Below are 22,938 nucleotides of genomic sequence, written 5' to 3'. Positions count from 1 at the left end.
TCGTCGTCCTGGGCGAAGGCGAGCAAGACCCTGCGGCTGGCAGGGTCGGCTGCTACTTGTTGAGGAATTCCAGCAGGTCCCGGTTGAACCTCTCCTTGTCGCCCGGCACCATCGCGATGCCGTGGGAGCTGCCCTCGTACACCTTCAGCTCGGCGTCCGGGATGATCTGGGCGGACTTGCGGCCGGTGGCGTCGATGGGCACGACCTGGTCGTCGTCGCCGTGCACCACCAGGGTGGGGATGTCGAATTTCTTCAGGTCCTCGGTGAAGTCGGTGTAGCCGAAGGCGTCCACGCATCGCACGCCGCCTTCGATGGTCTGGGCGTGCCCCACGGCCGGGAGCGAGCCGGGCGCGATATCCCAGGGTGTATCGGACCTCTGCACGGTCGGGATCGGTCACCGCGTCCTTCCAGCGACGAGACGGAAGGGCGCGGACGTCCAGCCTTCGACGCACACGACGATCGCCGACCTCACCGTTCGCAGCGCCCCCCGACTTTGGCGCTGACCGGATTTGTCGGGTCGGCGGCGAAGATGAGGCCCGCAGGGTCCTGCGTCTAGCCCATGTGGGGTCATCACACTCGCCGAGAAGGTGCTGATTCTGCGACGAGGCAGCCGCTGGCGCTGTCAGCGAGGGAACTCCGCCACGGCCTTGCCGAGGTCGCGTTCGAGGTCACCAGGCGTCTGGAGGCCCCGGTTCGCGAGGTAGTCCAGGCGCTCGCGAGATTCGGGCAGTGCGACCAGGCTGAGGAACGTGGCCGAGTCGGAGCGGACATTCGCCGGCTGTGGCAGCGTGAGGTCGTTGATCGCGCGTTTGGCGGCCTTGACCCCCGCGGGTGGGAATCCGGCGATGCGCTTGGCCAGGCGCTCGACGAAGCCGTCCAGTTCCACGTCGGGCAGGGCGCGGTTGATCCAGCCGTAGCGCTCTGCGAGATCGGCGTCGAAGTCGTCGGCACCGGTAATGGCCTCGATGGCACGCGTTCTGCCCAGCCGCCGGGTCAGGTGCTGGATTCCGCCGGCGCCGGGCAGGGCGCCGGTGCCCGACTCGAACTGCCCGAAGACCGCGTTCTCGCGCGCGGCGAAGATCATGTCGCAGGCCAGGGCGAGTTCGTTGCCACCGCCGCGGGCCCTGCCGCGCACCTTGGCGATGGTGATCACCGGGACGTGCGCCAGTTTGTACAGAAACATGCCGAGCGAGGCGTCACCGGGGCCGCCGGCCTTGGCGGCCTCTGCGGTGTACTGCGGGATCGCCGTGAGGTCCACGTGCGCCGAGAAGAATTCGGGCGAGGCGCTGTCGATGACGACGACCCGCACGTCGCCCGGGTCGGTGTGCAGTGTCTCGACGAGCGAGACGAGGTCACGGACGAGGTTGACACCGATGAGGTTCAGGGGGCCGGCATCGAGGGTGGCGAACAGGACACCGTTCTCCTGACGGGCCCGAATCGACGAGTAGGCAAAGCTCATGATCTTTCCTTTGGGTGGGGGTGAGGGGTGAGGAAGAGAGCTGGGAAAGGGCGGAGGTTCTACCGGAACCACTCCAGGGCCGCAGAGCGCCGGGCCTCGTCCGGAAGTCGGTCAGCTCCCACGGGACCGTCACCGCCGGAGTTGAATTCGGGCCTTTGCTGCGCAGGAGGCCCGCCGGGGCGCTGCTGCGGCCGAAGGCGCTCGGCGCCTCGGTGAGTTCGTGGTCCCCTGCTGGGCGATGCGGTTCTGCGGCGGACTGCTCACCACCAGCGTGGCGAGGCTGTCGTCGCTGAGACAGCACAGATGGAGCATGGTTCTTCCTCAGATCGCGTTGGGCACGCCGGGGAAGGGGGGCGTTCGTTCGCCGGTCAGGCGAGATGCCTATGTCGATGTCTACGAGGATTTCGAGTGCAAGGGCACCAAGACCACCCTCAGCCCCGATCAGTCGAGGCCGTGCAGGGCCAGCCCCTGCCAGGCCGCGGCCTGGACCACCGACTGTTCCATGCCCCTCGGCAGGCGCAGCACCGCGTGCAGGCCCGCAGCGATGCCGGTGACCGTCACCTCCGGGGCGCCGGTAAAGACGGCGGCGGGGAGGGCGTCGCGGCGGCGCCGGTAGCGCAGCCGGGAGGAGCGGACGTGACGGCCGTACGCGCCGGAGGTGATGAACTCGGCGAGGCTGAGCTGTTCGAGCGCGCTCACTCGTCCGGGGACGCGAAGGTATCTAGTTCGGCCGGCAGTTCGCCACCAAGGCCCTACGAAAACTCCCCGACTACGTCGTCGACTGCTACGTCCGGATTCTCGCCTCCCAGCCCGACGCTCTGCGGGGCAGCTTCGGGGGGTACCGAGCCCTCGGCACCACAGCGCCTAGGACCAGCAGCGTAGGACACGACCGCTGACGCTCCCCGTCCTCGCGATCGGCGGAGCCGGAGGCCTCGCTGAGAGTGTCGCCGGCACCATGAGACTGGTCGACCGCGACGGGCGTGGCGTAGTCATGGGGCAGCCGGCCACTGGGTGGCTGAGGAAGCCCCGCGGGAAGTGCTGGCGGCGCTGACCAGGTTCTTGGCCCCGTACCTCGCACGATGGTCGTGCTGCGCACGGTGAGCCGTCTGGTCCTCGGATACGGCTGGGCGCGGCTGTCGCAGCGTGGTGCGTGGTTCCTCACGGCGGCTGTCGGCGTCAGCGAGTGAACAGCTCGGGGTTCTTGCGGACGAACCCGGATACTCCTTCGGCGGACCGCCCGGTGATCTCCTCCATGCCGTCTGCCTGGCGGTCATAGCGCCCGGCCACGTGCAGGCGAGCCATGGTGGAGATGTGCTGGAGCACATGGGCCGGCAGTCCCAGCGCCGCGAGATCGTTGTCGAGCCATTCCTGCAACGGGACGTCGGTGTAGCCGACCGTGCGGTGCAGAGCATCGGAAATATCCGCGGCCAGAGCGGCGACGTCCTGTGATCGGGGACCGGTCAGCTCATAGGTCCGGCCGATGCGCCCGGCCGGATCGGCCAGAATCTCCTCTACGACCGCGGCGACGTCACCGGCCGCGATCGGGGAGGTTCTCGCCTCGCCGAAGGGCCATCTGATCACGCCGTCCTTGGCGATCGAGGCAAACACGGTCTGGAAGAGCGGGTTCTCCATGAAGACGGTGGGCCTGACCTGGACCACGGGCAGGCCTGACCAGCCGAGAACCTGCTCGACCAGCCACTGCTGACGATGCTGATGCGAGTCGGAGCCGCTGGTGGCGTCCATCTCGGAGACGGTCAGCTGCGACATGTTCACGAACGCCTCCAGCCTTCCGTAGGCGCGCGCGACCGCCGCCGTGGTCACGGCGGCCAGCAGATACTGTGCCGACACGGCCATGCCGAAATACATCCGGCCGCAGCCGTCGAGGGCGTCGGCGACGTCACGGGCACACGTCAGATCTCCGACCACGACCTCGGCACCCGTGGCGCGCAGCGCCTGGGCACGGTCGTCATCCTGGCGCACCAGTGCACGCACCTGGAAGCCCCGGCGCCGCAGCCCTTGGACCACGGTTCTGCCGACGGCACCGACGCTGCCCGCGGCACCGGTCACCAGGATGGGCCGCATGCCTGCTTCCGGACTGGAGTCCATGGGGGCAGCCTGCGGCGCGCACGGCCAGGGCGCAAACCGGGGTGACGTCCGGCCCCGGCGGAGGTCAGGTGATCGGCATGCGTCCGCGGCCCCAACCGCTGGTCCATTCCCCCGTCCGCCGTCTCTCCCTGGCACGCGGGGCCATGAGCCCTGCACCTCCGCGGCAGCACAGCGGCCAGCGGATGGCCAGAGTGGGACGCCAGAGACGTCACCCGAATACAATAATTCCTCTGACTGTGCCCGCTATCGCTGGCAAAAGTGAGGTCCGGCCATGGACGGTATTGCCGACATGGGAGGAGCCCCAGGCTGGGGCTCCGTGCATCCGCCGAGACAAGATGAGCCTGTTTTCTCACAGCCCTGGGAAGGCCGGGCATTCGCGCTCGCGATCCTCTCGAACAGGGCGTCCGGGGGAAACCTGGACTCCTTCCGGCACGCGCTGGAGCGCCTGGACCGGGCGCACTACATCGACGACGGCTACTACGGGCGCTGGCTCAACGCCGGAGAGCTGAGACTTCTCGACAGCGCCGTCCTGGCACCTGGTGCGGTCGACGCCCGCGCCCGCAACCTCCGCGGCGAGCACGTGGAGGAGCCCCCGGTCCCGGAGCCGGCCAAGCCCGACTACGCGCCGACCGCCGACGGCACACTGCGCTGCCTCGCCACCGCGCCGGCCTTCGCCGTCGGCGAGCGCGTGCGCGCCAGGGACATGTCGCCGGCCGGACACACCAGGCTGCCGCGCTATGTGCGAGGGCGGATCGGCGTCGTCGACATCATTCAGCCCGCCGGCGTGCTGCCGGACTCCAACGCGCACTTCCTGGGCGAGAACCCACAGTACGTCTACTCGGTGCGCTTCGACTCCCATGACATGTGGGGCGCCGACGCCGAGCCCTTCGAGCTCACGGTGGACATGTTCGAGAGCTACCTGGAGACCCCCTCATGACCACCACCGCCGGATCGGCCGAGCGCCTTCCCCCGGCGCTGCGCACCGAGGCGCTCGAGCAGTTGCTCACCGAGCGGGGCCTGATCGATCCGAAGGCGATGAACGGGCTCATCACCACCTATGAGACCAACATCGGACCGCTCAACGGCGCGAAGGTCGTCGCCAGAGCCTGGACGGACCCCGAGTACCGTCGCCGACTGCTCGAGGACGGCACGGCCGCCATCGATGAGCTGGGCTTCGGAGGGTTCCAGGGCGAGCACATCGTCGTGGTGGAGAACACTGCGACCTCGCACAACGTGGTGGTCTGCACGCTGTGCTCGTGCTACCCGTGGCCGGTGCTCGGCCTGCCTCCGAGCTGGTACAAGGACCCCGCCTACCGCGCCCGGGTGGTGAAGGAGCCGCGCGCGGTGCTGTCCGAGATGGGACTCGAGCTGGCCGACGACGTTCGGATCACCGTCCACGACTCCACCAGCGAGGTGCGCTGGCTGGTGCTGCCCGAGCAGCCGCCCGGCACCGAGCATCTGACCGAGGAAGAACTCGTCCCTCTGGTGACGAGGGACGCGATGGTCGGAGTGGCCAAGGTGGCGGCACCATGAGCGCACCTCTGGACATCGAAGGCCCCGCCGCACCGCCCCGCTCCAACGGGGAGCTGGTGTTCGCCGAGCCGTGGGAGAGCCGTGCCTTCGGGATGGCCGTCACCCTGTACGACGCGGGAGTGTTCACCTGGCCGGAGTTCCAGGCCGCACTGATTGCCCGGATCACCACATGGGAAGCAGCGGGGGAGGGCGAACCGTACAGCTACTACGGGCTCTGGCTGGCCGCACTGGAGGATGTGCTCACGAGCGTGCGCGCCGTCTCCACGGACGAGGTCATCACACGCGCCCGATCCCTGGCCCAACGCCCTCCTGGCCACGACCACTGACCACTCCGACCACGACGACCACCCGCACTGACCACGGCGCACCCGTGTTCTCCCCGCCGTTCCTACTGCGCCGTGCGAGCCCGGACTGCCGAGTCGGGATCAGGCACCACCCGCGTCGGAAGCGGTGAGGGTGTAGGTGGTTCCGACGCTGGTCTGCACCCATGCGTCGGGGAGGGCTGTGGCGAGGGTGTGCTGGGCGCGCCAGCCGGTGCAGTGACCGGGGACGATCAACTCGGGTGCGAGTGCGGTGAGCGCGGCCACCGTGGGACCGATGACCGGCTCGAAGGAGGGGCCGCTCAGATGGAAGCCGCCGATGAGGGCCAGCAGTTTGCTGACGCCGGTCAGCCTCATGGCGTGCCGGATGATGTTGACGACTCCGGCGTGTCCGCACCCGGTGATGATGACGAGTTCCCGGCCGCGCACGTTGACGACGAGTGCCTGGTCGTCGATGACGGCGGGGTCGTGTCGCCAGCCGTTCCCGTCCCAGGCCTGGTGGGCCGGCGGCATGCCGTGCTCGAACTCGGTGACGCGGTCCACCTCGCCGGTGATCAGGATGCCACTGGCCAGCAGCGACGGCTGCCGCCGCTCGATCACCTCGAACCCTTCGCGTTCCAGCGCGCCTCGGGAGAGCGTGGGCAGCTCCAGACCCTGGCCGGCCGGTAGGTCCAGTCGGCGGCGGGTCCAGACCGCGGGGTGGACGGTCAGCGGCAGGCCGGAGCGACCGCGCAGCCGGGCCAGGCCGTCGAAGCCGCCGGCGTGGTCGAAGTGTCCGTGGCTGAGCACGACGCCCTGCAGGCCGCCGACATCGAGCCCCAGACGCTCGGCGTTCACCGCTAGCCCGTCCGGCGACGCTCCGGTGTCGAACAGCAGCATGCTGTTCGTGTTGCCGCTTCGGGCGGTGACCAGGGCGGAGAAGCCGTGCTCGGCACGCAGCCCCGCGAGGGCCTCGCCGCCGGCGAACTGCCGCGCGGCGGTCCGTCCGGCGCCCACCGACGCGCGGGTGACGCCTTCGGCGGAGGCCAGCAGGGCGTCGTAGGTGTTGTCGACCATCGTCGTGACCCTGACCTCGTCGACCTCGGGCAGCGTCACCGGGTCGACGGCCGGTCCCTCCGCGAGGCGAGGCGCTGACCAGGCCGCCTCGGCATCCGAGCATCCGTGATCGTCGCACATGCCAGAAACCGCCTCCCCTCCGATCCGGCCGACCGGGACAGCAGATCCCCGGTACGAACCGCAGGCCCACGGCGCTCGCACCGGCCGCAGGCGCCGCGCGGTGTCATGCTTCCACCCGCGCGGGCGGGACGACAATGTCGATGAGCCCGGTGGTTACGTCGTACACGAGCCCTGAGACGAATACACCGGCCCGGAGGTTCTGCCTGAGGATGTCGACGTCGACGCGGACGGCGGCGACCGGGTCGGTGACCGCCTTGGCGGCCAGGTCGGTGGCTGGCACGTCGAAGTAGTCGGTCAGCAGGCCGGGGAACGCGGCCAGATCCGTGATGCCGCAGTCGGTGTGGTGCAGCACCGCGTAGTGGTTGTCGCGCGGGCCGGGGCCGCCCGTGCGGGCCTGTAGGACCTTCGAGAGCATCTCCAGCGTCGCAAGGGTCGCGGGCGTGACCCGTCCTCCGACGTTGCGGATCACCGCTGCCTCGCCGAGCTCGAGCCCCAGTACGTCGGACGGGTCGACACGCGGGTCGACGCATCCGATGACCGTCAGAGCGCCTCTGGGCATCAGCTTGAGGCCGACGAACGATCCACCGTCGGCGAACCTCACGTTCCGCTCGGTCAGCTCGTCCGTGTCGATCACGTGGCCGGTGATCCCATCGTCCTCGGCGCCTGATCTCTGGTGACGCCGTCACTCGCCTCCAGCCTGGCCCGTAGCCGCCTCCCTTGCCACTCGGCGGGCCGCAGGCAGTGATCGTGCAGGTCAACGCCTTGCGCGAACCGACTTGGCGTGGCAGGGCCGCTTCCTATCCGTCGTCCTCGGCCCGGCCGTCTCCGAAGACGAACAGTGGCTCGGCGCCGTGGGCAGGTGCTTCGGCGAGCGCGACGGCTTCGGCGAAGCGTGCGAGCGGGAAGGGCCGCCCCTGGGGGATGCTCAGCACCTCGTCGGCGACGAGATCGCGGACCCGGGCCGGCGCACGCCGCACGATGTCGGGTGAGGCAGTGCCGAACCAGCGGTTCAGCCAGAAGCCACGAACCGTTTTGGTCTCGTAGATGAGCGAGCGTGCCTGCAGCGGGATCGGCAGTGCCGCGGGGTTGGTCTGCCGGTAGGTGGAGAGCGCGCCGTAGACCATCAGCTCTGCTCCCGGAGCCAGTGCCTGGGACACCTGGGCGCCGACGGGACCCGCGACACAGTCGACGGCCTTCCGTACGCCGGCCCGTCCCGCCGGCTCGGCCACACGCTGCATCAGGTCCTCGTGGTCCGGGCACCGCCGGGATCGCAGCGGCCACGACGCGCGCACCGGCCTTCGGGCCTTCGGTGTCGGGGCACAGGGCCTCGACGCGGCCCACGCACTCCATGTTGCGCGTCGATCGAGGCATGTCTGGCTCTCCGTCTCACAACGCCCGAGACGGCTCGGCGTGCTGGTATCGCGCGGGCGGGGGGAGGGGCGACGTGATCAGGACCGTTCGCCGCAGCGCACCACCCTGACTCCGTCACTCCACGAGGGCCAGGCGGCGGATCGCGACTGCGGCCGCGTCGTCGTTCAGGTGGCCGTGGACGTGGGCCAGAAGGTCGTCATGGAGAGCGCGCAGGAGCTCGTCAGGGTCGTCATTGGTCCACGCGGGCGCCCGTTCAGTGAGCTTGTAGAAGAGGTGGTCGGTGTTGCGTGCTTCGATGACGCCGTCCGTGTACAGAAGGAGCAGGTCGCCGACCTCGAACGGGAACGTCTGGACGTCGTAGGCGGTGATGCCGAAGGTGCCGCCGAGTCCGATCGGAAGGTGGCTCGCCTCCGGCGTGAGAGCGGTGACGTGAGTGCCGCGCAGGAGCAGCGGCGGTGGGTGACCGCAGTTGATGAGGTGGACGACCGGCTGGTGGTCGGGGATGTCGAGCAGGATCGCGGTGGCGAAGTCCTCGTCGGTGTCCTGCTCCGTCTGCGAGCGCCACTGGCTGCTGTCCCAGCGAAACGCGGCGTCCAGGTGGACGGCGAGGCGGGACAGGGTGGCCTGTCGATGGGCGGCCGCGCGGAAGGCGCCGAGCAGCAGGGCGGCGTTGTTGATCGAGGCCAGACCGCTGCCACGGACGTCGCCGATGAGGAGCCGGGTGCTGTGGTGATCGGTCCGCGCGGCCGCGTACAGGTCCCCACCCAGATCGGCTTCCTCCTCGGCCGGGATGTACAGGCCGGCGATCCGCAGCGGGCCGGCGCGGCCGGGCAAGGGCTGCAGCAGCACGCTCTGCGCTGCCTCTGCGACGGACCGCACCCGGTGCAGCTGATGTTCACGCCGGTCCCGCAGCACGCAGATGCCGACACAGACAGCCGAGACGACGATCAGAGCGGCGATCTGAGCCTGGATGTTGGCGGTGGACAGGCCTTCTCTCAGCACACCGATCAGCGCCTGCGCCGCCACGGCGAGCACTCCCATCAGCGCCGTCATGCGGGCGCCTGCGAACGCCACCGTGATTGCCGGTGCCGCCACCAGCAAGGGACCGAGGTGAATGTGCGGCGGAGCGATCACATCCACCACACAGACCGCGACGATCAGCCCCAGAGGGATCACCATCAGCGCGGGCACGTGACCCGGCTGCCAGGACCGCCGGAACACCCGCCACGCTCGCAAGGCCATGCCCCAAGCCTTCCACCCACCTTTCCCTGCGGGAACGCGCCGCTCCGGAGGCCATCCGCTGCACATGACGACTGAACGCGCCACCGCGCCTGCGCCATGACGGCCTCCTGCCGGTGGGCCGCCGTGCACAGCGCTCCTGTGCGCGGGGCGCTGGGCCACTCACCAGCCACCCGGTGACGCTGGGCCCCCGACCTGTGCATCGCACTTGTCCACCCGGGCCACCTGTCGTGCACAGTCACACCAGGAGCGCATCCTGCGCCGTATCCAGCAGGCGACCGTCGACCACGGTGAGGCGCCGACGGTGCAGGAGATCGGGGATGCGGTCGCCATGCGCAGCCGGGCTAGCGTGCACTACCAGCTGGTCGAGCTGGAGCCGAAAGAGGCGATCGTCGGTACGCCGGGCCGGGCGAGAGGGATCTGGCTCGCATGACCAGCTCGTGCCGCTATCCACCTGCTGCTGGCCACCGCCGGGCGGTCGGCGCAGCATGGCTGATGGTGGAGCGAGGACGTGGCCCGCGACAAGCTCCGCGACTGGGTCGGCCTGTACGGGGGCGCCCTGCCCGGCGCCCGCGTCACCTTGTCGTACGAGGACAGCGACGTCGTCCTGGACGCATGGACCGACCAGCGGTAGCCCGTCCGGCATCGGGTTGGTCAGCGGTGTTCCGTGGGTTCTGGCCCGCCGTCGGGCGGGGGATTCCAGTCGCCCGGCTTACCCCACCGCTGCCGTCTGGTCCTTCCGGTGCCTGCGCGCGGTCATCTGCTGGCGACGACTCCGTAACGGACTCTGCTAGGAGTTTTTCGCCGCCCGGGCCCGATGGGCCGCCACCGTCGTCCGGCTCGCGCACGCGTTGGAGCAGAACCGGCGCGTCCGGTTCCGTGACTGGTCCACGAAGTAGTTTCCGCACCCGGCCGCGGCGCATCGCCCCAGCGTCACCGCCGGATCCCCGGCCACGACCATGGCGAGCTTGGCGGCGATCAGCTGGCCGACCCAGCGCTTAGCCGGGGTGCCGTTGCGGCTGAAGTGGATGTGCCAGCCGCCGAGGCCGTCGTGGTCGGACAGGTGCATTTCCGGCGGATAGTCGCGCAGCAGGCGGTGCACGGCTTCGGGGGCGGCGCCGTCGACCGCCTGCGCCAGGGCCGTGCTCACGAGGTCCGGTAGCTCGCCGTAGTCGCCGCCCGGCGGCGGAGTGATCTCGTGCTCCGCGAAGAACGCGGCGACCAGTTCGCCGTGCTGGTCGAGAGTCCCGGTATTGGCCAGCTCGACGGCCAACCGCGTTACGTTCCCAATGTAGTCACCGTATTGCACTTGACCACCTACATCGCCGCTTCCTACTGTAGGTGCCATGATAGCTGATGACACCTACGTAGCCCGCCGCCTGCAGCTGCTCGGGGAGTGGGACGCCGCGCTCGCCGCCCTGGGCCCGGACGCCGAGCCCGAGCTGCGCGCGGAGATCGCCGTCGACCGCTGGTTCTTCCAGATGGAGGGCCATGAGGAGGCCGAGAAAGCGGTCACGGCACTCGATCCCGCATCGCCGACCGCACACCTGCTCACGGCGCGACTGGCCTACAGCCGCCTGCTGTTCCAGCGCGCCCGCGGCGACGACCGCGCCGTGGCCGAGGCCGGCTACCGCGCGGCGGCTGAGAGCGGCGACGAGAAGCTGCGCGGTTGGGCCGAGTACCACTGGGCCGTCCTGCTGGACAACATCGACGAGGACCCGGCCGGCGCCCTCCCGCGCTACGAGACAGCTCTCGAGATTGCGACGAAGTCCGGCGACGGCTACTTCGAGTCCTACATCATCCGGCACCTCGCACCGCACAAGGAGCCCGCTGAGCGGATCGCGATGCTCCGCCGCTCACTCCACCTGCGCGCCGCGCTCGGCGCCCGGCCCCAGACGATCGCCGCGCAGGCCCTCCTCGCCGACAACCTCCCCGAGAACGACCCCGAGCGCGCCGAGCTCATGCAGACATTCCGCCCGGGTGCAGAAGAACTGCACATCGGCTGGCTCCTGTCCGAGGGCTGATCCGCTGAACGCCCTGGCACCGGGCAACGGCCGGCGGGGCCGGCCCCCTCAGCCCTCGACTGCATCCGACCGCCTCCTTTGCTGCCTGCTCCAGCTCGTAGCGGCTCTCTCCCAACGTCTCGGCATGCGCGGTGATGGCGGCGCCAGCTCATCCCGCTGGTCCGTGGCATTCCGCCCATCCGTTCCCGTCGCGGCCCACGACGCCGGCGGCCCGGCAGACTGCATGGTGACAAGGGCTACGACTACCGCCACCTGCGGCAATGGCTCGCTTCCCGTGGCATCCGGCACCGCCTTGCTCGAAAGGGCGTCGAGTCATCCCGGCGCCTGCGCCGACATCGCTGGGTCGTGGAGCGGACGGTGTCCTGGTCGTCCGGGTGCCGACGCCTTCACCGCCGCTACGAGCGCAAGCCAGAACACTTCCTCGCCTTTACCGCCATCGCCGCGACCCTCGTATGCCACCGCAGACTCGCCAAGTGAAATGACGTCTAAAGGCATACGCCGGTGGACAGATCCTCACCTAAAGAGCACGCCTGCAACGTAGGCGATGACGCAAAGGACTCCGAGACTGACAAGGCACCCGCGCAATCCCTGCCTTTCATTCTCGGTACCGGGGATGTAGTCTTTGATGTAGGTCTGAGTCAAAATCCCAAATATTACGAAGTCGACTACAGCCCATACGGGATCGCGGGTCCAAAGCCAGACGCAAATAGCTGTGACTAAAGCTATGACAACGCCTTCGACGACCCTGAGTGCACGCTTCCGTTGTTCCTCTTGCCTCTGTTCAGCTTGCCGATCGTCGGGCATCCCCGTTCCCCCCTGGTATTGACCCGTTCAGAATCCTCCGTCGATCACTGGATGTCAACTGGCGGAGAGAGGCATCTGAACATTGGGAGGGAAAGGATCCGAGTCCGATATACCAGTGAACTCACGTTTCCAATGAGGCGCCCGGAGGTCGCATGGCGCTATTTCAACGACCACATAACCGTCCACCGCGCCCAGCTCCTCACCGACGACTAAGGCAAGCATCGCGACCGGGCCAGCCAGATCACCGTGTGGTCCGGCATGGGTGCCGGCGTCCCCTACCGGCGCGCGTGGAAGACCAGTGAGGCCTCTCGTGAGACCACTCTGAACCGGGCAACTCTCCACCTCCCTGGGGGCATTGGTGTTGATGCGGCGGACTGAATCCTTGTTGAAGACCAACTCGGGTTTCCAGAGGGCGAGGCATGGAAATGGAAGTTGGGCTCTCGCCGGTACACGATGATTGACGTGAAGGTGGTGACCAAGTAATGCCGAAGCACTGGGACCTGGTTTTCGTAGCTACGCAGGAGCTTCTCAGTACCGCGAGATCGCCTAATTTCGCGGATTTCCTCTTCGATTCTAGCCGCGTCCCTACGTGTCCGGCCTACTTGGTGAACCGCCGGAAGGCGGTGACCCGACAGCCCGAAGCCCGGCGGCAGTTGGTTCCAGGTGCAGCCGGAGGTGGCCTCGAAAATGATCGCCGCCAGCACCTCGCGGTTCCCGCGCCGGCGATGCCCTCCACCTTGCGGGCGAACCGGTGCCGGCGGCACCACCCGCTGGAACAACGTCCACGGCTCTTCCGGCGCTATTCGCTCGCGATGAGTGGTGAGGGCCTGGAGACGACGGAAGCTACCGCTCGCGGAACGGTCACTGTGACTGCTGACCACGATGTCCGTGGGCCGCCCTAGTGCCGGTGAACGCCGCAGACGACAGAGAGTGGGTGCGTCGCGGGAAGGGCTTGCTCGTCGAGGCACTGCGGATCGTGCGCGACCATCAGGAGGCGGCTGAGCACGGTTGGGTGCTGCTCGGCATGCTCCGTCCTGACCATCACACGGCGGTGGAGGCAGCGGCCGGGAAGGGCCTGGTCGAGCTGGCCGACAGGGAGATGCGCCGGAGTTGTCCGTGTACGAGGGTGGCCCCGTTGCCGTGGGCGGCCCGGCTCGCTGCGCCTGGCCAGGACGTGCTGGCCCACACCGAGGCCGGCCCCGCTCCCGACTCCCGGCCCGACGGATCGGCAGACGGCGAGCAGCCGGTCGAACCGCGGCGTTCGGAGATGGACGCACTGCGCCTGTACGTCCACCTCGGTGCGCGATTGCGTCGGCCGCCGGCGGACGGCCTGGCGGAGCGGGTGCGTACGGCGCGCCAGCTCGGCAACCTGGGGGTCCTGCACCTGAACAAGGAGCAGAACGAGTCGGTAGCTACGCCTTCTACCTGCGCCCGGTGGGCGGTTCAGCTGCGCAGGTCAACCGGTTCGGCCGTGAGTACGGCGTCACCTTCCACCCGGCCGGCAGACAGCCAGCCTGCGGCCGATCCTGGCCGTGCCCATGCGGCAGCAGGTGACGTTCGCCTCGTAGCGTCGTGCCCGTCCTGCGCCGGGCGATACCGGAGGGCGTTTCAACGGTGGAGAGGTCAGGGCACGACGGTTGGTGAGCCGCTGCTCAGCTTGCCGTTGGACGACGACCGACGAGTCCGAGCAGTTGCTCCAGGGCGGGAGCGCCAGCGGAGATCTCGACCGCCGGGGCGAACGGAATCCCTGGCCGGTCGTCGGACGGTGCGCCGGTCGGGATCCGCGCCGCGACCTTGAGCGAGTAGTGGACGAGGTCGGCGTCCGGATCGTAGGCAACGCCGATGCTCTGAGCGACGTCCCAGCCGTGGACTACACAGTCGAGCACATGCATGCCGAGCGCGACCCGGCCGGGAAAGAACCCGAACTCCCTGATCTGGACCGAACGGTCCAGGACGTCCTCGGTGAACGCCCTCGTCATGGCGTCGGCCGAGTCAAGGTACGCCTGGTAAGGATCCTCACCCAGGTTGCCCTGGTCCCAGGCTCGGAGGTCACCGGTGACGCCTGCCGCGGCGGCTGCGAAGCCTCGGTTCTCGCTCACTTGGTGGCGGAGCAGGCCGTGCAGTGTCCAGTCGGCACACGGCGTCGGAAGACGAAGCTGGTCCGGGCCAACCTGCGCGATCACCGCTCCCAAGGTGGCGAGGGCTCGGCGGTCCAGTTCCCTTATATCCACGGCCGCGACGTTAGCCGTGCCCCCGTGTAATGGGCCACTCGTTTTCCGAAGGCGCCTTAGAGCTCGTAACGATCTTGTTGAGGCGTGCTGGTCGGGCCTGACCAGCAGGACGATTGCGCCGTTCGCGACGTGTGGGGAATCGGCCATGGATCGTGAATGATGGACTGTGGGCGCTGGTCGAGCCGTTGCTGCCGCCTGGCCGCAGAAGGCTCCCGGCCCGAGGCCGCTCGATGACCGGCGGCTGTGCCTGCAGGGCATCATGTACGTGCTCTACAACGACGTCAGCTGGCAACTGCTTCCGCTGGAGCTGGGGTTCGGCTCCGGTCAGACCTGCTGGCGCCGGCTAGGGCGGTGGCACGAGGCGGGTGTGTTCGGCACGGCTTCACGGCGGTCGAGCGAACAGACGGGCTGCGCAACGATGAGCGAGAGCCGGACATCCGCTACGTCTGGCAGCCCCAGAAGTAACAGCCGGTTCGGTTCCGTTCTGCCTCCAGGGGGCGCCCCGCGGGTCAGAGTTCCTCGTCATCGATGGGCTCCGGTTCGCGGATGTAGGTGAGGTCGAGGACGTAGCGTTCGGTGACGGGGCTGCTGTTCCAGGCTTCGCGGAGGGCTTCCTCGGAGGAGTGGTCTGTGAGCTGGTCGAGTGTGGTGTCGTAGTAGTCAGCTGTCGCCTGGCGGTTGGTCCACCAGGCGTTGCCTTCGTAGACGCCCGGGCGGGGCAGCCGCATTTCGCCGGCGGGGCCGAGGCCGACCTGATTGATGACGAGTATGCCGGTCCCGGACTCGAGGCTGATGCCGGTCCGGCCTTCGGCATCGGCGGGCGGGGCCGGAGGGGTGTCCCAGATGCGGAGGGTGACCTCGACGTCGATGTCGGGCTGGAGGCTGCGGAGGTACAGGTGGTAGCCGTTGCCGGCTACGACCTGCCTGCGGGCGGCCGCCATGGCCTCGTCGTCACCGAGGTAGGCGTCTGCGTCGTAGACCTCTACGACGCGTCGTCCCGGAGTGGCCCTGCAGCTGTATTCGGCCAGGAGCGCCATGGTGTTGCCTTCCTGTCAGCCGGTGCTCCTCATGCAGAAGGGGCGCCGTCCACCACGCGGTTGAGGGTGTACATCCGGTCGAGCCTGCGCCCGCCGGTCTCATTGTCTTCGCCGTCGATCAGGTGGACCGAGAAACGGTCGTCACCTTTGGTTGATCCCTCCTTCGTAGGTGCGAACGGGTACTCGTCGCACTGCAGGTCGGTGCCCGAGTAGTCACCCCACACCTTCTGGCATTCCTTGATCGAGTGCTTCCGGTTCTGCCGCTGTTTCTCTTTGTCGACCAGCCGGTGCAGGGGCTCCTTCGTACCTGGCACGGTCTTGCCGACCCAGCAGGGGAAGGTCCGCTCCGGGCGGTACAGGGCGTCGTAGGTGTGCGGGGCGCTCTCTTTGACCGACGTGTCTTTCTTGCTCATCACCAGCTCGACGCGGGCTTGGGTGAACACATTGCCTGTGTGCTTGCCGGCGATCTTGTCTGCGTGGTCAGGTCCATGAAGGCGGGGGAGACGAGGCGCTGCTGATTGCCTTGGTCGAACAGGGGCCCCTTGTCCGCGGAGGTGTAGGTGAGTGACCACTGGGGCGCGCTGTTCCACACGCCGATCAGCTCGTCACGCTCCTTGGTCCCCGGCTCGGTCACTTTGGGGTCCGTCGCTGCTGGATGCATCGATGTCGTTGCGGACGTAGCTGGCCCAGACGCCACTTGGTGGCGTCTTCGGTGGGGAGCGGCTGAACTCGTATGTCTTCGGTGCTGGCGATGTAGTCGACTCGACGGCTGCCGTCGTAGGTGAAGCCGAGGATGCACCGGTCAAACCAGAGGCGGCACAGAGCGGTCGTACCTCTGGTGTCGCGCATGACAGGGTCGTAAGGGCGTTTCTGGCAGGTCTCGAAGCGGGACTTGATCCAGCCGGTCACCGTCTTGGCCCGTGCTGCTTGCCGGGCGCACTGCTGGCGCAGGTCTCTGTCGCCGTGTCGGGCTGCTGCCCGGCCGCCTTCAAAGACGTTGTCGACGATTCATGGCTCCGTGCGTATTCGGTGTACGGGACAGGGTGGTTGAGGTCTCGAAGTTGGTCAGCGGGCAGCGATGCGGCGTTGACGAACTGCGTCGCCCCGGCGGTCGAAGCATTGACCGGTTGTGCAGTGTGGACGCTGCTCGCGGTCACGGAAGTCAGCAGTGTCATCTCCGCACCGGCGGCGATGCCGCGGCCGAGGCGCGAGAGTGTGGTGCGAAGGTTCACCGGTGGTCTCCTTTCAGTCGTGAGGGGGCAGCGATGTGACCTTCGGCTGCCGGAACCGGCCCGGCGGCCAGGTGTTCGTAGGGCATGTGCCGGCCCAGCAGCAGGACCTCGATCAGTGCTCTCGTGCCGTGCCGGTCGCCGTGGGCCTTGCAGGCAGCGGCCCACCAGGCGTCGTGGACCGGGGTGAACTTCCCTGCGACACGGTCCTGTTCAATGCGGTCGATCCGGGCAGGGCTCCCGGTTCGCGGACCAGTACCTCCAGGTAGTGGTCCAGCACCAGCCGTGGCCCGGCCTTGGTCATCAGCCGTTCGTGCTGGGCGACTTCGACTCCTTCGTCGTAGACCACCAGCACGGAGGCGTGCAGCATCACCCACACCCGTCTTCCGATCAGCCTCACCGCTACGGAGTAGTGGTTCGTGCGGACGCTGACCTGGCTGTAGCGTTCCACCCGCAGCGCGAACAGCCGGGCCGTCTTGAACGGCTCGGTCGGCAGCGGCTTCAGCAACGGCTGGTCCCTCGGTCGTCGGCCTCGGGTGCCGGCTGTACGCGTGACCCCGCAACGGTCCCGGCAAATCCAAGGTCATGGCATCGCTTTGAGTGATATGCGCTGTGTGTCTGCGGTGTGTGAGGTGCGAAAAAGGGGGAACCGTCCACGGCGTGCGGCACGCGTATGCCCCTCATCCCTAGGAAGTAACTCATATTTTGTGTGCTTGTAGGGCTGAAGTAAGGGCATCCGGTGGCCAGGAGGTTGATAACGATGGTTCCCCTGCTTCTCGTTCTTCTGCTGGCTCTGATCCTCTTCGGCGCGGGCTTCGCGCTGAAGGCGCTGTGGTGGATCGCAGTGATCGTGCTCATCGTGTGGCTGCTCGGCTTCGTCGTCCGGTCCGTGGACAGCGGAGGCCGCAAGGGCCGCTGGTACCGCTGGTAGACCAAAGACACCCGGCGCGAGGAGCGCGCCACGCGCGAGCAATGAGTGGGCCCGGCCGATGCGGCCGGGCCCACTGGCGTGAAAGGGCTTCTCGCCTGCGGCGGTTGGGAGGGATCGGGCTTATCGGACGCACCGCAGGGTACGTGAGTCCTGCACCGGCCCCGCAGACTCAGCAGTGGAACCCTGCTCCTCCTGTCTGCGGGGCTGGTGCGCGGCTCTTGAGTCAGGGGCGACCCCTGCCGAGACAGCGATCCGGCCTCCGTGGATCTCTGTCGAACATCGGCACCGTGTTCACTCATGCTGGCGATCGGGTTCGGGTCTTCGCTGTTCGAGAAGTTCGGCTTGAAGGACGAGCCGCCGGCGGCCCTGGTCGACCAGGCCCACCGGTTCACTGGCCAGGGCCTCGCGGGTGGTCGCGATCAGCGTCGCGTCCTGTTCGACCCCCGGTCACCTGGTGGCCGAGCCGGGCCAGCCTCAGCGCCTGCGTGCCCTGCCGGGTGAGAGCTGGCTGCCCATCACGACGACGGCCAGGATGGCCACGACGAGCACTATGCGCGGTGCCGGCTGCCATGGTGGCGCTCGTGCGGGTGCAGAGCGGCGCCCACTACCCCAGCGACGTGGCCACCGGCGCCGTCATCGGCCTGGCCGGCGCCCGGCTCACCCGGCGCGCTCAGCGCTTGATCCTGCGCCACCGGCCCTAGCAGGTTGGGGGAGAGCCGGGCGGACTGGCGAAAGCAGACAGACACGCCTGCCATACGCCTGTCCTGAACTCGCCTGCTCGGGGTACTCGTGCCCTCATCGGGTGGTCGGGCGCATGACGCAGTCCGGCCTGCAGGAACTCAAAAGGGACGGGAGGCGACCGCCGTGTCGAGCACGCAGCCACACCATGCCGGATCCGGCCCCAGCGCGGACCGCTTGGACCAGGAGCCGGTAGGCGAGCTGGTGCAGCGGGCCTCGCAGCAGCTCACCGAGCTGGTGCGCGGCGAACTGCGCCTGGCGCAGGCGGAGATGAAGGAGAAGGGCAAGCGATACGGCAAGGGCGGCGGCCTGTTCGGCGGCGCCGGCGTGGTCGGCTTCCTGATGGCGCAGGCGCTGGTCGCCACCGTGATCGCCGCACTGGCGGTGGCGCTTCCGGTGTGGGCAGCCGGGCTGATCGTCACAGCGGTGCTGGGCATGATCGCCGCGGTGATGGTCATGAGTGGAAAGAAGCAGGTCGACCAGGCCGCGCCGCCCACGCCCGAGCAGACCGTCGAGAACGTGAAGGCCGACGTGGCCGAGATCAAGGAGAGCGCACACCGATGACCCAGCCGCCCCACGACGAACCCACCGCCGCCAGCCCCGAGGAACTGCGCGAACAGGTCGAACAGACCCGCACCGAGCTCGGGCAGACGGTCGAGGCGCTCGCCGCGAAGACCGACGTCAAAGCGCGCGCCCAGGAGAAGGCTGGCGAGCTGAAGGAACAAGCCGCCCTGAAGGCCGGGGAACTGAAGGCGAAGGCCGCCGACCTGGCCCACCAGGCGCAGGACCAGCTGCCCGATCCGGTCAAGGACAAAGCCGCGAAGGCGGCCGAGCAGGCCCGGGCGAAGGCGGCCCAGGCCGGTCAGCTATGGCACGAGAAGGCGCCCGAGCCGGTGCGCCAGAAGACCGCCCGGGGAGCGCAGCTGGCGCGTGACAACCGCAAGGTGCTGCTGGCGGCAGCGGGTGCGCTTGTGGTGTGGCTGGCCTGCCGCCGGAAGGGGTGAACCGGTGAAGGCGTCGAAGATCGCCTACAAGCCGGTCGGTCTGGCGCTCGGCGCCGTCAGCGGCATGGCCGCGGGAGCGCTGTTCAAGCAGACGTGGAAGACGCTCGGCCACGACGAGGACGCCCCGGACGCCACCGACCAAGAGCGCTCCTGGCACGAGGTGCTGCTAGCCGCCACGCTGCAAGGTGCGATCTTCGCCGGAGTCAAAGCGGCCGTCGACCGCGCCGGCGCCACCGTCGTCCGCCGCCTGACCGGAACCTGGCCCGGCTGACGCGCATGAGGAGGCGGGAGAGGCCGGTAGGACACGGATACCAGCCCTCCCATCACCCCGGCCGTGCCTGTAGCCCCCGGGCCGCGATTCGAGATGCCGCACCCGCCGTCGGACCCGCGCTTGTGCAGGCCCGGCGGCGGGTGCGGCAGGAGCGGCACGCCTCACCGGATCGCGGCGCCGGCAACGCTCAGGAGGAGGCGCGTACGGCTTTGGTGTAGGTGGTGAAGAACCGCTCGCCGGTCAGCTTGTGGCGGGCAAACTGCTCCCGCACCACCTGTTCGTCCGTCCAGCGGTCCGGAGCGCTGGCGAGCGCGGCCACGTAACGCGTTACGGCCCCCTTCAGCTTGTCGAACAGGGCCGGTGTGACAATGCGCATGCCAGGCACCGCGGTGGCCTCGGCGTCGCTGACCCCGCTGGGATGCAGCATGACCGGCAGGGCCTCCACCTCCGGGTTGTGGTCGTGGAGCCAGTGGGGTGTTCCTCGTCTGCAGCAGATAGGCGCGCACCTCGGCGGTGGCGGCGTCCGTCGTCGTGACCACGACGTTGCCCAGGTGGTGCCGCACCCTTCCGGTCTGGGCGGTGTGCCCGTCACGGATGAAGTCGAGCACCGCCGCGCGTCCGGCGACCGGGCCGAGCATCCCCTGTCCGGGCATCGTGAAGGTCCAGGTGGTGTCTTCGGTCAGGACCGTTTCCAGCTCCAGCACATCCAGCTCGTCCAGGGCGTGGGCGTAGTTCGCCACCGCCTGCTGGAGTTCGGCGATCACGAGGCCACCGTCAGCACGATCTTGCCTTGGATGTGGCCCTGCGCGGCTCGTGTGTGCGCGCTGACCGCTTCGGACAGCGGGTAGGTGCTGTCCACCCCGACCTTGAGTCTGCCCTCGTCGAACAGGCGCCCGATCTCGGCGAGCTGGGGGCCGTTGGAACGAACCTGAATGTTCGAGACGGTGATGTCCAGACGCGCCGTCTCTTCCGGGTCGTACTGGGCGAAGAACACCGGAAGCATGGTGCCTCCGCGCTTGAGCACGGTCAGCAAGCGTGAGCTGTCCGGGCCGCCGACGGCGTCGATCACCAGGTCGACGCCGCTGACCACGTCCGCGGTTTGCGTCGTGGTGTAGTCGATGAACTCATCGGCGCCGAGCTTGAGCAGGAACTGCTCGTGCCGGCTTGAGGCCACCGCGATGACGTGTGCCCCCTTCCATTTCGCCAATTGCACCGCGAAGTGGCCCACTCCACCGGCGGCCCCGTTGACCAGCACGGTCATCCCTGGCGTGATCGGCACCGGCTGGTGCACCTGGCCGGTGAAAGGAGACGGCACGTCGTGGCCGAGATCAACCAGGTACTGCCAGGCCGTGAGCACGGCCATCGGCGCCCCAGCCGCCTGCACGTGGTCGATACCGGCCGGCTTGTGAGCCAGGTCAGAAGCCGGCGCGGCCACGTACTGGGCGTACGTCCGGCCGTCGAATCCGGGGAACCGCAGCATGCCGAAGACCTCGTCACCGACGGCGAACCCCAGCGCGTCCGGAGCGACCTCCTGAACCACGCCCGACATGTCCGTTCCAGGGATCAGGGGGAACTCCAGCGTCGGCCTCATCTCGGCCGGCATGACCTTCATCCCCTCACGCAGGTACCAGTCCGGCGGGTTGATGCCCGCCGCGTGCACCCGGACGAGTACCTCGCCCGGGCCGATCTCGGGAACGGGCACCTCGTCGTACTGCAGAACTTCCGGCCCGCCCGCTTTGTGGAACTGGATCGCCTTCATCGCGCCTGTCGCCTTCTCCGGGAAACGTTGCTTCTTCAGTCAAAGCCCGGCACGGCATGGCCGTCCAAGACCGGTTCGGAAACCTGATCATTCCGAAACGGCATGACGCGTACCCTGCAAGGGTGAACGATCTCGGACAGGACCTGGAACTGCGGCTGGTGCGCTACTTCACCGTGGTGGCGGCGCACCAGCACTTCGGCCGGGCCGCCGCCGACCTGCACGTAGCCCAGCCGGCGCTGAGCCGTCAGATCCAACGGCTCGAGAAGTATCTCGGCGCACGACTGCTGGACCGCACCCCCCAGGGCACCCGGCTCACTCCGGCCGGCCAGACGTTCCTCCCCCGAGCCCAAGGCCTGCTGCAGGCCGCCCGCCAGGCCGAGCTGGCCGTGCGTGAACAAGCCCAGGCCGAACGAATCGCCATCGGCTACGTCGAAGATCTGGTGATCACTGCCGCCGTGCGGGAACTGCGCCGCCGTCACCCCAACGCCGAGATCGCCACCCGGCATCTGAACTGCCGCGACGTCGGGGCGCTGCCCGACAAACGCGTCGACGCCCTGATCGCGCGGGCCCCGCTGCCGCTCGCCGCCGACGACGTGTTCACCACCCCGCTGTACGAGGAGCCCCGGATGCTCGTGGTCCCGCTCGGCCATCCCTTGGCCGACCGCGCGTCGGTGACCGCGGAAGTACTGGCCGGCGAGGAGGTGGCGCCGTGCGCGTTCGAGACCGCAGACTGGGCTTCCTACCGGATCCTCGGGGCTGGCGTGCCGCCGATCGAGAGCTACGAGGACAAGCTCGAACTCGTCGCGAGTGGCAGGGCGATCGCCGTGCTACCGGTTGGCGACCGGCGTAGCTCACTGCGTCCCAACCTCGTCACCGTCCCGGTCGAGGGCGCTCCGCCCAGCCAGGTCGTCCTGGTCAGCCGCAAGGGCGACCCGAATCCGATGATCAGGAATCTCCGGCTGGCGGCCAAGGCCGTCCTGACCTCCCCGGCAGCCTGACCGGGACCAGCCGGCCCGCTTGGTTTCTCAGCTTCAGCCACCCGCGCTCTCCGGGCCGGTACCGGGACTGGGAATCCTTGATCATGTCGCCCTCGATGCCCGCCGCTCCCCACGCCGGGTCCAGCCAGGTGCGGGTCGCCAGGGCGCTTAAAGGGGGGGGCCAGACGGGCCCGTCGCCGGTCGACCGGGGCCGGGCCGGCTCCAAGCACCACCTGATCACCGACGGGCACGACTCCCCGCTCGCGGTCATCCTCACCGGCGGCAACCGCAATGACGTCACCCAGCTCATGCCCCCGCTCGATGCCATCCCACCCGTCCGGGGCCGACGCGGCCGGCCCCGCCGCAAGCCGGACGCGCTGTTCGCCGACCGCGGCTACGACCACGACAGCTACCGCGAGCAGATCCGCGCCCGCAGGTGCGTGTGGGCTGGGAACGGAGGGCTGACATCCCCATAGCCTTCCCCGAACTCGCCTGCAGCCTGATCACCCTGCGCCAGGTCCGCTCACTGTGTGAGCGGATCTGGGTGAGGATTCGGCCGTTCGCCCGAAGCTGTCGTCCGCCGCGCTGCCAGAACGCCGGCCCATCCCTGGTTCCGGGGTTCCATGGCCAGCATGACCAGGCTGAGCACCTTGGCGCAGCTGCGCCGAATCTCTCACCGAGGCACACGTCGGGGAAGCCAAAGGCAGGCAAGACGTCCTCGCACGGGCG

26 protein-coding genes and 9 pseudogenes are annotated in these 22,938 nt (G+C 68.7%); 17 read left to right on the top strand and 18 right to left on the bottom strand.

Features of this window, described 5'->3' with window-relative positions:
- Positions 1 to 52: 52 nt before the first annotated feature.
- The 4 genes and pseudogenes from IE244_RS40085 to IE244_RS40070 all read right to left on the bottom strand — a co-directional run.
- A pseudogene (locus IE244_RS40085) lies at positions 53 to 322 on the bottom strand (alpha/beta fold hydrolase); the annotation flags it as partial.
- Between the two features lie 300 nt (positions 323 to 622).
- Entirely contained in the window at positions 623 to 1,459 is an 837-nt protein-coding gene (locus IE244_RS40080; protein ID WP_191878496.1) for an enoyl-CoA hydratase/isomerase family protein, read from the bottom strand.
- A 447-nt stretch (positions 1,460 to 1,906) separates the two neighbouring features.
- Positions 1,907 to 2,152 (bottom strand): annotated as a pseudogene (locus tag IE244_RS40075) (PLP-dependent aminotransferase family protein); the annotation flags it as partial.
- 483 nt (positions 2,153 to 2,635) lie between these two features.
- Positions 2,636 to 3,565: an NmrA family NAD(P)-binding protein gene (locus tag IE244_RS40070; RefSeq protein ID WP_191878495.1), complete on the bottom strand. Its 930-nt coding sequence runs from the start codon at positions 3,563 to 3,565 to the stop codon at positions 2,636 to 2,638.
- Positions 3,566 to 3,836: 271 nt separating this feature from the next.
- Between IE244_RS40070 and nthB the strand changes: the two genes are divergently transcribed.
- From nthB to IE244_RS40055, 3 genes are read left to right on the top strand one after another with little or no spacing between them, the layout of a single operon-like run.
- Positions 3,837 to 4,502 (top strand): nitrile hydratase subunit beta, encoded by a 666-nt coding sequence (nthB, locus tag IE244_RS40065; RefSeq protein WP_191878494.1) that lies wholly within the window; start codon positions 3,837 to 3,839, stop codon positions 4,500 to 4,502.
- Positions 4,499 to 5,098: a nitrile hydratase subunit alpha gene (nthA, locus tag IE244_RS40060; RefSeq protein ID WP_191878493.1), complete on the top strand. Its 600-nt coding sequence runs from the start codon at positions 4,499 to 4,501 to the stop codon at positions 5,096 to 5,098. The genes nthB and nthA overlap by 4 nt, the downstream gene beginning before the upstream one ends.
- Entirely contained in the window at positions 5,095 to 5,424 is a 330-nt protein-coding gene (locus IE244_RS40055) for a nitrile hydratase accessory protein (RefSeq protein WP_191878492.1), read from the top strand. The genes nthA and IE244_RS40055 overlap by 4 nt, the downstream gene beginning before the upstream one ends.
- Positions 5,425 to 5,523: 99 nt before the next feature.
- Here the strand turns inward: IE244_RS40055 and IE244_RS40050 are convergent, their stop codons facing one another.
- The 4 genes from IE244_RS40050 to IE244_RS40035 form a co-directional block, all read right to left on the bottom strand.
- The gene (locus IE244_RS40050; protein ID WP_191878491.1) at positions 5,524 to 6,594 is read right to left on the bottom strand and encodes an MBL fold metallo-hydrolase; all 1,071 of its coding nucleotides are present in this window, start codon (positions 6,592 to 6,594) and stop codon (positions 5,524 to 5,526) included.
- A gap of 103 nt (positions 6,595 to 6,697) precedes the next feature.
- Positions 6,698 to 7,228, bottom strand: coding sequence for a carbonic anhydrase (locus IE244_RS40045; RefSeq protein WP_191878490.1), 531 nt, complete (start codon positions 7,226 to 7,228; stop codon positions 6,698 to 6,700).
- Between the two features lie 163 nt (positions 7,229 to 7,391).
- A complete protein-coding gene (locus tag IE244_RS40040; RefSeq protein ID WP_191878489.1) occupies positions 7,392 to 7,832 on the bottom strand; it encodes an MDR/zinc-dependent alcohol dehydrogenase-like family protein in 441 nt (146 codons plus the stop codon).
- Positions 7,833 to 8,079: 247 nt separating this feature from the next.
- Positions 8,080 to 9,207, bottom strand: coding sequence for a PP2C family protein-serine/threonine phosphatase (locus IE244_RS40035; RefSeq protein ID WP_191878488.1), 1,128 nt, complete (start codon positions 9,205 to 9,207; stop codon positions 8,080 to 8,082).
- Between the two features lie 205 nt (positions 9,208 to 9,412).
- On the opposite strand from IE244_RS40035, the gene IE244_RS40030 reads away from it, so the two are divergent.
- Positions 9,413 to 9,637, top strand: coding sequence for a LexA family protein (locus IE244_RS40030; RefSeq protein ID WP_191878487.1), 225 nt, complete (start codon positions 9,413 to 9,415; stop codon positions 9,635 to 9,637).
- Positions 9,638 to 9,715: 78 nt separating this feature from the next.
- The gene (locus IE244_RS42920; RefSeq protein ID WP_268252932.1) at positions 9,716 to 9,838 is read left to right on the top strand and encodes a hypothetical protein; all 123 of its coding nucleotides are present in this window, start codon (positions 9,716 to 9,718) and stop codon (positions 9,836 to 9,838) included.
- Positions 9,839 to 9,994: 156 nt separating this feature from the next.
- Here IE244_RS42920 and IE244_RS40025 read toward each other — a convergent pair whose 3' ends face one another.
- Complete coding sequence (locus tag IE244_RS40025) at positions 9,995 to 10,477, bottom strand: CGNR zinc finger domain-containing protein (protein WP_191878486.1); 483 nt, start codon at positions 10,475 to 10,477, stop codon at positions 9,995 to 9,997.
- A gap of 73 nt (positions 10,478 to 10,550) precedes the next feature.
- Here IE244_RS40025 and IE244_RS40020 point away from each other — a divergent pair, with 73 nt between their 5' ends.
- Both IE244_RS40020 and IE244_RS40015 read left to right on the top strand, forming a co-directional pair.
- On the top strand, positions 10,551 to 11,228 hold the full coding sequence (locus tag IE244_RS40020; protein WP_229854826.1) for a hypothetical protein: 678 nt from the start codon (positions 10,551 to 10,553) through the stop codon (positions 11,226 to 11,228).
- 147 nt (positions 11,229 to 11,375) lie between these two features.
- Positions 11,376 to 11,705, top strand: a pseudogene (locus tag IE244_RS40015) (transposase); the annotation flags it as partial.
- A 928-nt stretch (positions 11,706 to 12,633) separates the two neighbouring features.
- Here the strand turns inward: IE244_RS40015 and IE244_RS40010 are convergent.
- A pseudogene (locus IE244_RS40010) lies at positions 12,634 to 12,835 on the bottom strand (transposase); the annotation flags it as partial.
- 221 nt (positions 12,836 to 13,056) lie between these two features.
- Here IE244_RS40010 and IE244_RS43480 point away from each other — a divergent pair.
- On the top strand, positions 13,057 to 13,830 hold the full coding sequence (locus tag IE244_RS43480) for a DUF6417 family protein (protein WP_506005187.1): 774 nt from the start codon (positions 13,057 to 13,059) through the stop codon (positions 13,828 to 13,830).
- Here the strand turns inward: IE244_RS43480 and IE244_RS40005 are convergent.
- Positions 13,715 to 14,410, bottom strand: a pseudogene (locus IE244_RS40005) (TIGR03086 family metal-binding protein); the annotation flags it as partial. The gene IE244_RS43480 and the pseudogene IE244_RS40005 sit on opposite strands and share 116 nt — an antisense overlap.
- Before the next feature lie 112 nt (positions 14,411 to 14,522).
- On the opposite strand from IE244_RS40005, the pseudogene IE244_RS43335 reads away from it, so the two are divergent.
- Both IE244_RS43335 and IE244_RS42590 read left to right on the top strand, forming a co-directional pair.
- Positions 14,523 to 14,579 (top strand): annotated as a pseudogene (locus tag IE244_RS43335) (hypothetical protein); the annotation flags it as partial.
- A gap of 56 nt (positions 14,580 to 14,635) precedes the next feature.
- Positions 14,636 to 14,728: pseudogene (locus IE244_RS42590) on the top strand (GNAT family N-acetyltransferase); the annotation flags it as partial.
- Positions 14,729 to 14,772: 44 nt separating this feature from the next.
- Here IE244_RS42590 and IE244_RS39995 read toward each other — a convergent pair.
- The 4 genes from IE244_RS39995 to IE244_RS39980 all read right to left on the bottom strand — a co-directional run bounded on the left by IE244_RS39995 (position 14,773) and on the right by IE244_RS39980 (position 17,037).
- A complete protein-coding gene (locus IE244_RS39995) occupies positions 14,773 to 15,300 on the bottom strand; it encodes a hypothetical protein (protein WP_191878484.1) in 528 nt (175 codons plus the stop codon).
- 29 nt (positions 15,301 to 15,329) lie between these two features.
- Positions 15,330 to 15,743 (bottom strand): NucA/NucB deoxyribonuclease domain-containing protein, encoded by a 414-nt coding sequence (locus IE244_RS42585; protein WP_229854816.1) that lies wholly within the window; start codon positions 15,741 to 15,743, stop codon positions 15,330 to 15,332.
- A 462-nt stretch (positions 15,744 to 16,205) separates the two neighbouring features.
- On the bottom strand, positions 16,206 to 16,532 hold the full coding sequence (locus tag IE244_RS39985; RefSeq protein WP_191878483.1) for a hypothetical protein: 327 nt from the start codon (positions 16,530 to 16,532) through the stop codon (positions 16,206 to 16,208).
- A 112-nt stretch (positions 16,533 to 16,644) separates the two neighbouring features.
- Positions 16,645 to 17,037: a Mu transposase domain-containing protein gene (locus IE244_RS39980; protein ID WP_229854814.1), complete on the bottom strand. Its 393-nt coding sequence runs from the start codon at positions 17,035 to 17,037 to the stop codon at positions 16,645 to 16,647.
- A 252-nt stretch (positions 17,038 to 17,289) separates the two neighbouring features.
- On the opposite strand from IE244_RS39980, the gene IE244_RS39975 reads away from it, so the two are divergent.
- From IE244_RS39975 to IE244_RS39955, 5 genes are all read left to right on the top strand, one after another.
- Positions 17,290 to 17,460 carry a hydrophobic protein gene (locus IE244_RS39975; RefSeq protein WP_191878482.1) on the top strand — a complete coding sequence of 57 codons (171 nt, stop codon included), beginning with the start codon at positions 17,290 to 17,292 and terminating at the stop codon, positions 17,458 to 17,460.
- Between the two features lie 41 nt (positions 17,461 to 17,501).
- Positions 17,502 to 18,161, top strand: a complete 660-nt coding sequence (locus IE244_RS43330; RefSeq protein ID WP_373305835.1) for a phosphatase PAP2 family protein — start codon at positions 17,502 to 17,504, stop codon at positions 18,159 to 18,161.
- A 214-nt stretch (positions 18,162 to 18,375) separates the two neighbouring features.
- Positions 18,376 to 18,762 (top strand): phage holin family protein, encoded by a 387-nt coding sequence (locus IE244_RS39965; protein ID WP_191878481.1) that lies wholly within the window; start codon positions 18,376 to 18,378, stop codon positions 18,760 to 18,762.
- Positions 18,759 to 19,202: a DUF3618 domain-containing protein gene (locus IE244_RS39960; protein WP_191878480.1), complete on the top strand. Its 444-nt coding sequence runs from the start codon at positions 18,759 to 18,761 to the stop codon at positions 19,200 to 19,202. Before IE244_RS39965 ends, IE244_RS39960 begins: the two co-directional genes overlap by 4 nt.
- A gap of 4 nt (positions 19,203 to 19,206) precedes the next feature.
- Positions 19,207 to 19,473 carry a DUF4235 domain-containing protein gene (locus IE244_RS39955; RefSeq protein ID WP_191878479.1) on the top strand — a complete coding sequence of 89 codons (267 nt, stop codon included), beginning with the start codon at positions 19,207 to 19,209 and terminating at the stop codon, positions 19,471 to 19,473.
- Between the two features lie 187 nt (positions 19,474 to 19,660).
- Here the strand turns inward: IE244_RS39955 and IE244_RS39950 are convergent, their stop codons facing one another.
- From IE244_RS39950 to IE244_RS39940, 3 genes and pseudogenes are all read right to left on the bottom strand, one after another.
- Entirely contained in the window at positions 19,661 to 19,918 is a 258-nt protein-coding gene (locus IE244_RS39950) for a hypothetical protein (protein ID WP_191878502.1), read from the bottom strand.
- A 94-nt stretch (positions 19,919 to 20,012) separates the two neighbouring features.
- Positions 20,013 to 20,177: pseudogene (locus IE244_RS42580) on the bottom strand (nuclear transport factor 2 family protein); the annotation flags it as partial.
- A 56-nt stretch (positions 20,178 to 20,233) separates the two neighbouring features.
- Positions 20,234 to 21,232, bottom strand: a complete 999-nt coding sequence (locus tag IE244_RS39940) for an NADP-dependent oxidoreductase (protein ID WP_191878478.1) — start codon at positions 21,230 to 21,232, stop codon at positions 20,234 to 20,236.
- Between the two features lie 122 nt (positions 21,233 to 21,354).
- Here IE244_RS39940 and IE244_RS39935 point away from each other — a divergent pair, with 122 nt between their 5' ends.
- Both IE244_RS39935 and IE244_RS39930 read left to right on the top strand, forming a co-directional pair.
- The gene (locus tag IE244_RS39935; protein WP_191878477.1) at positions 21,355 to 22,230 is read left to right on the top strand and encodes a LysR family transcriptional regulator; all 876 of its coding nucleotides are present in this window, start codon (positions 21,355 to 21,357) and stop codon (positions 22,228 to 22,230) included.
- A gap of 140 nt (positions 22,231 to 22,370) precedes the next feature.
- Positions 22,371 to 22,735, top strand: a pseudogene (locus IE244_RS39930) (transposase); the annotation flags it as partial.
- Positions 22,736 to 22,938 lie beyond the last annotated feature (203 nt).

The organism is Streptomyces filipinensis (assembly GCF_014649495.1).
Lineage (GTDB): Bacteria > Actinomycetota > Actinomycetes > Streptomycetales > Streptomycetaceae > Streptomyces > Streptomyces filipinensis.
Note: the sequence above shows the minus strand (reverse complement) of the source record. Positions and strands in the feature narration are given on the sequence as shown.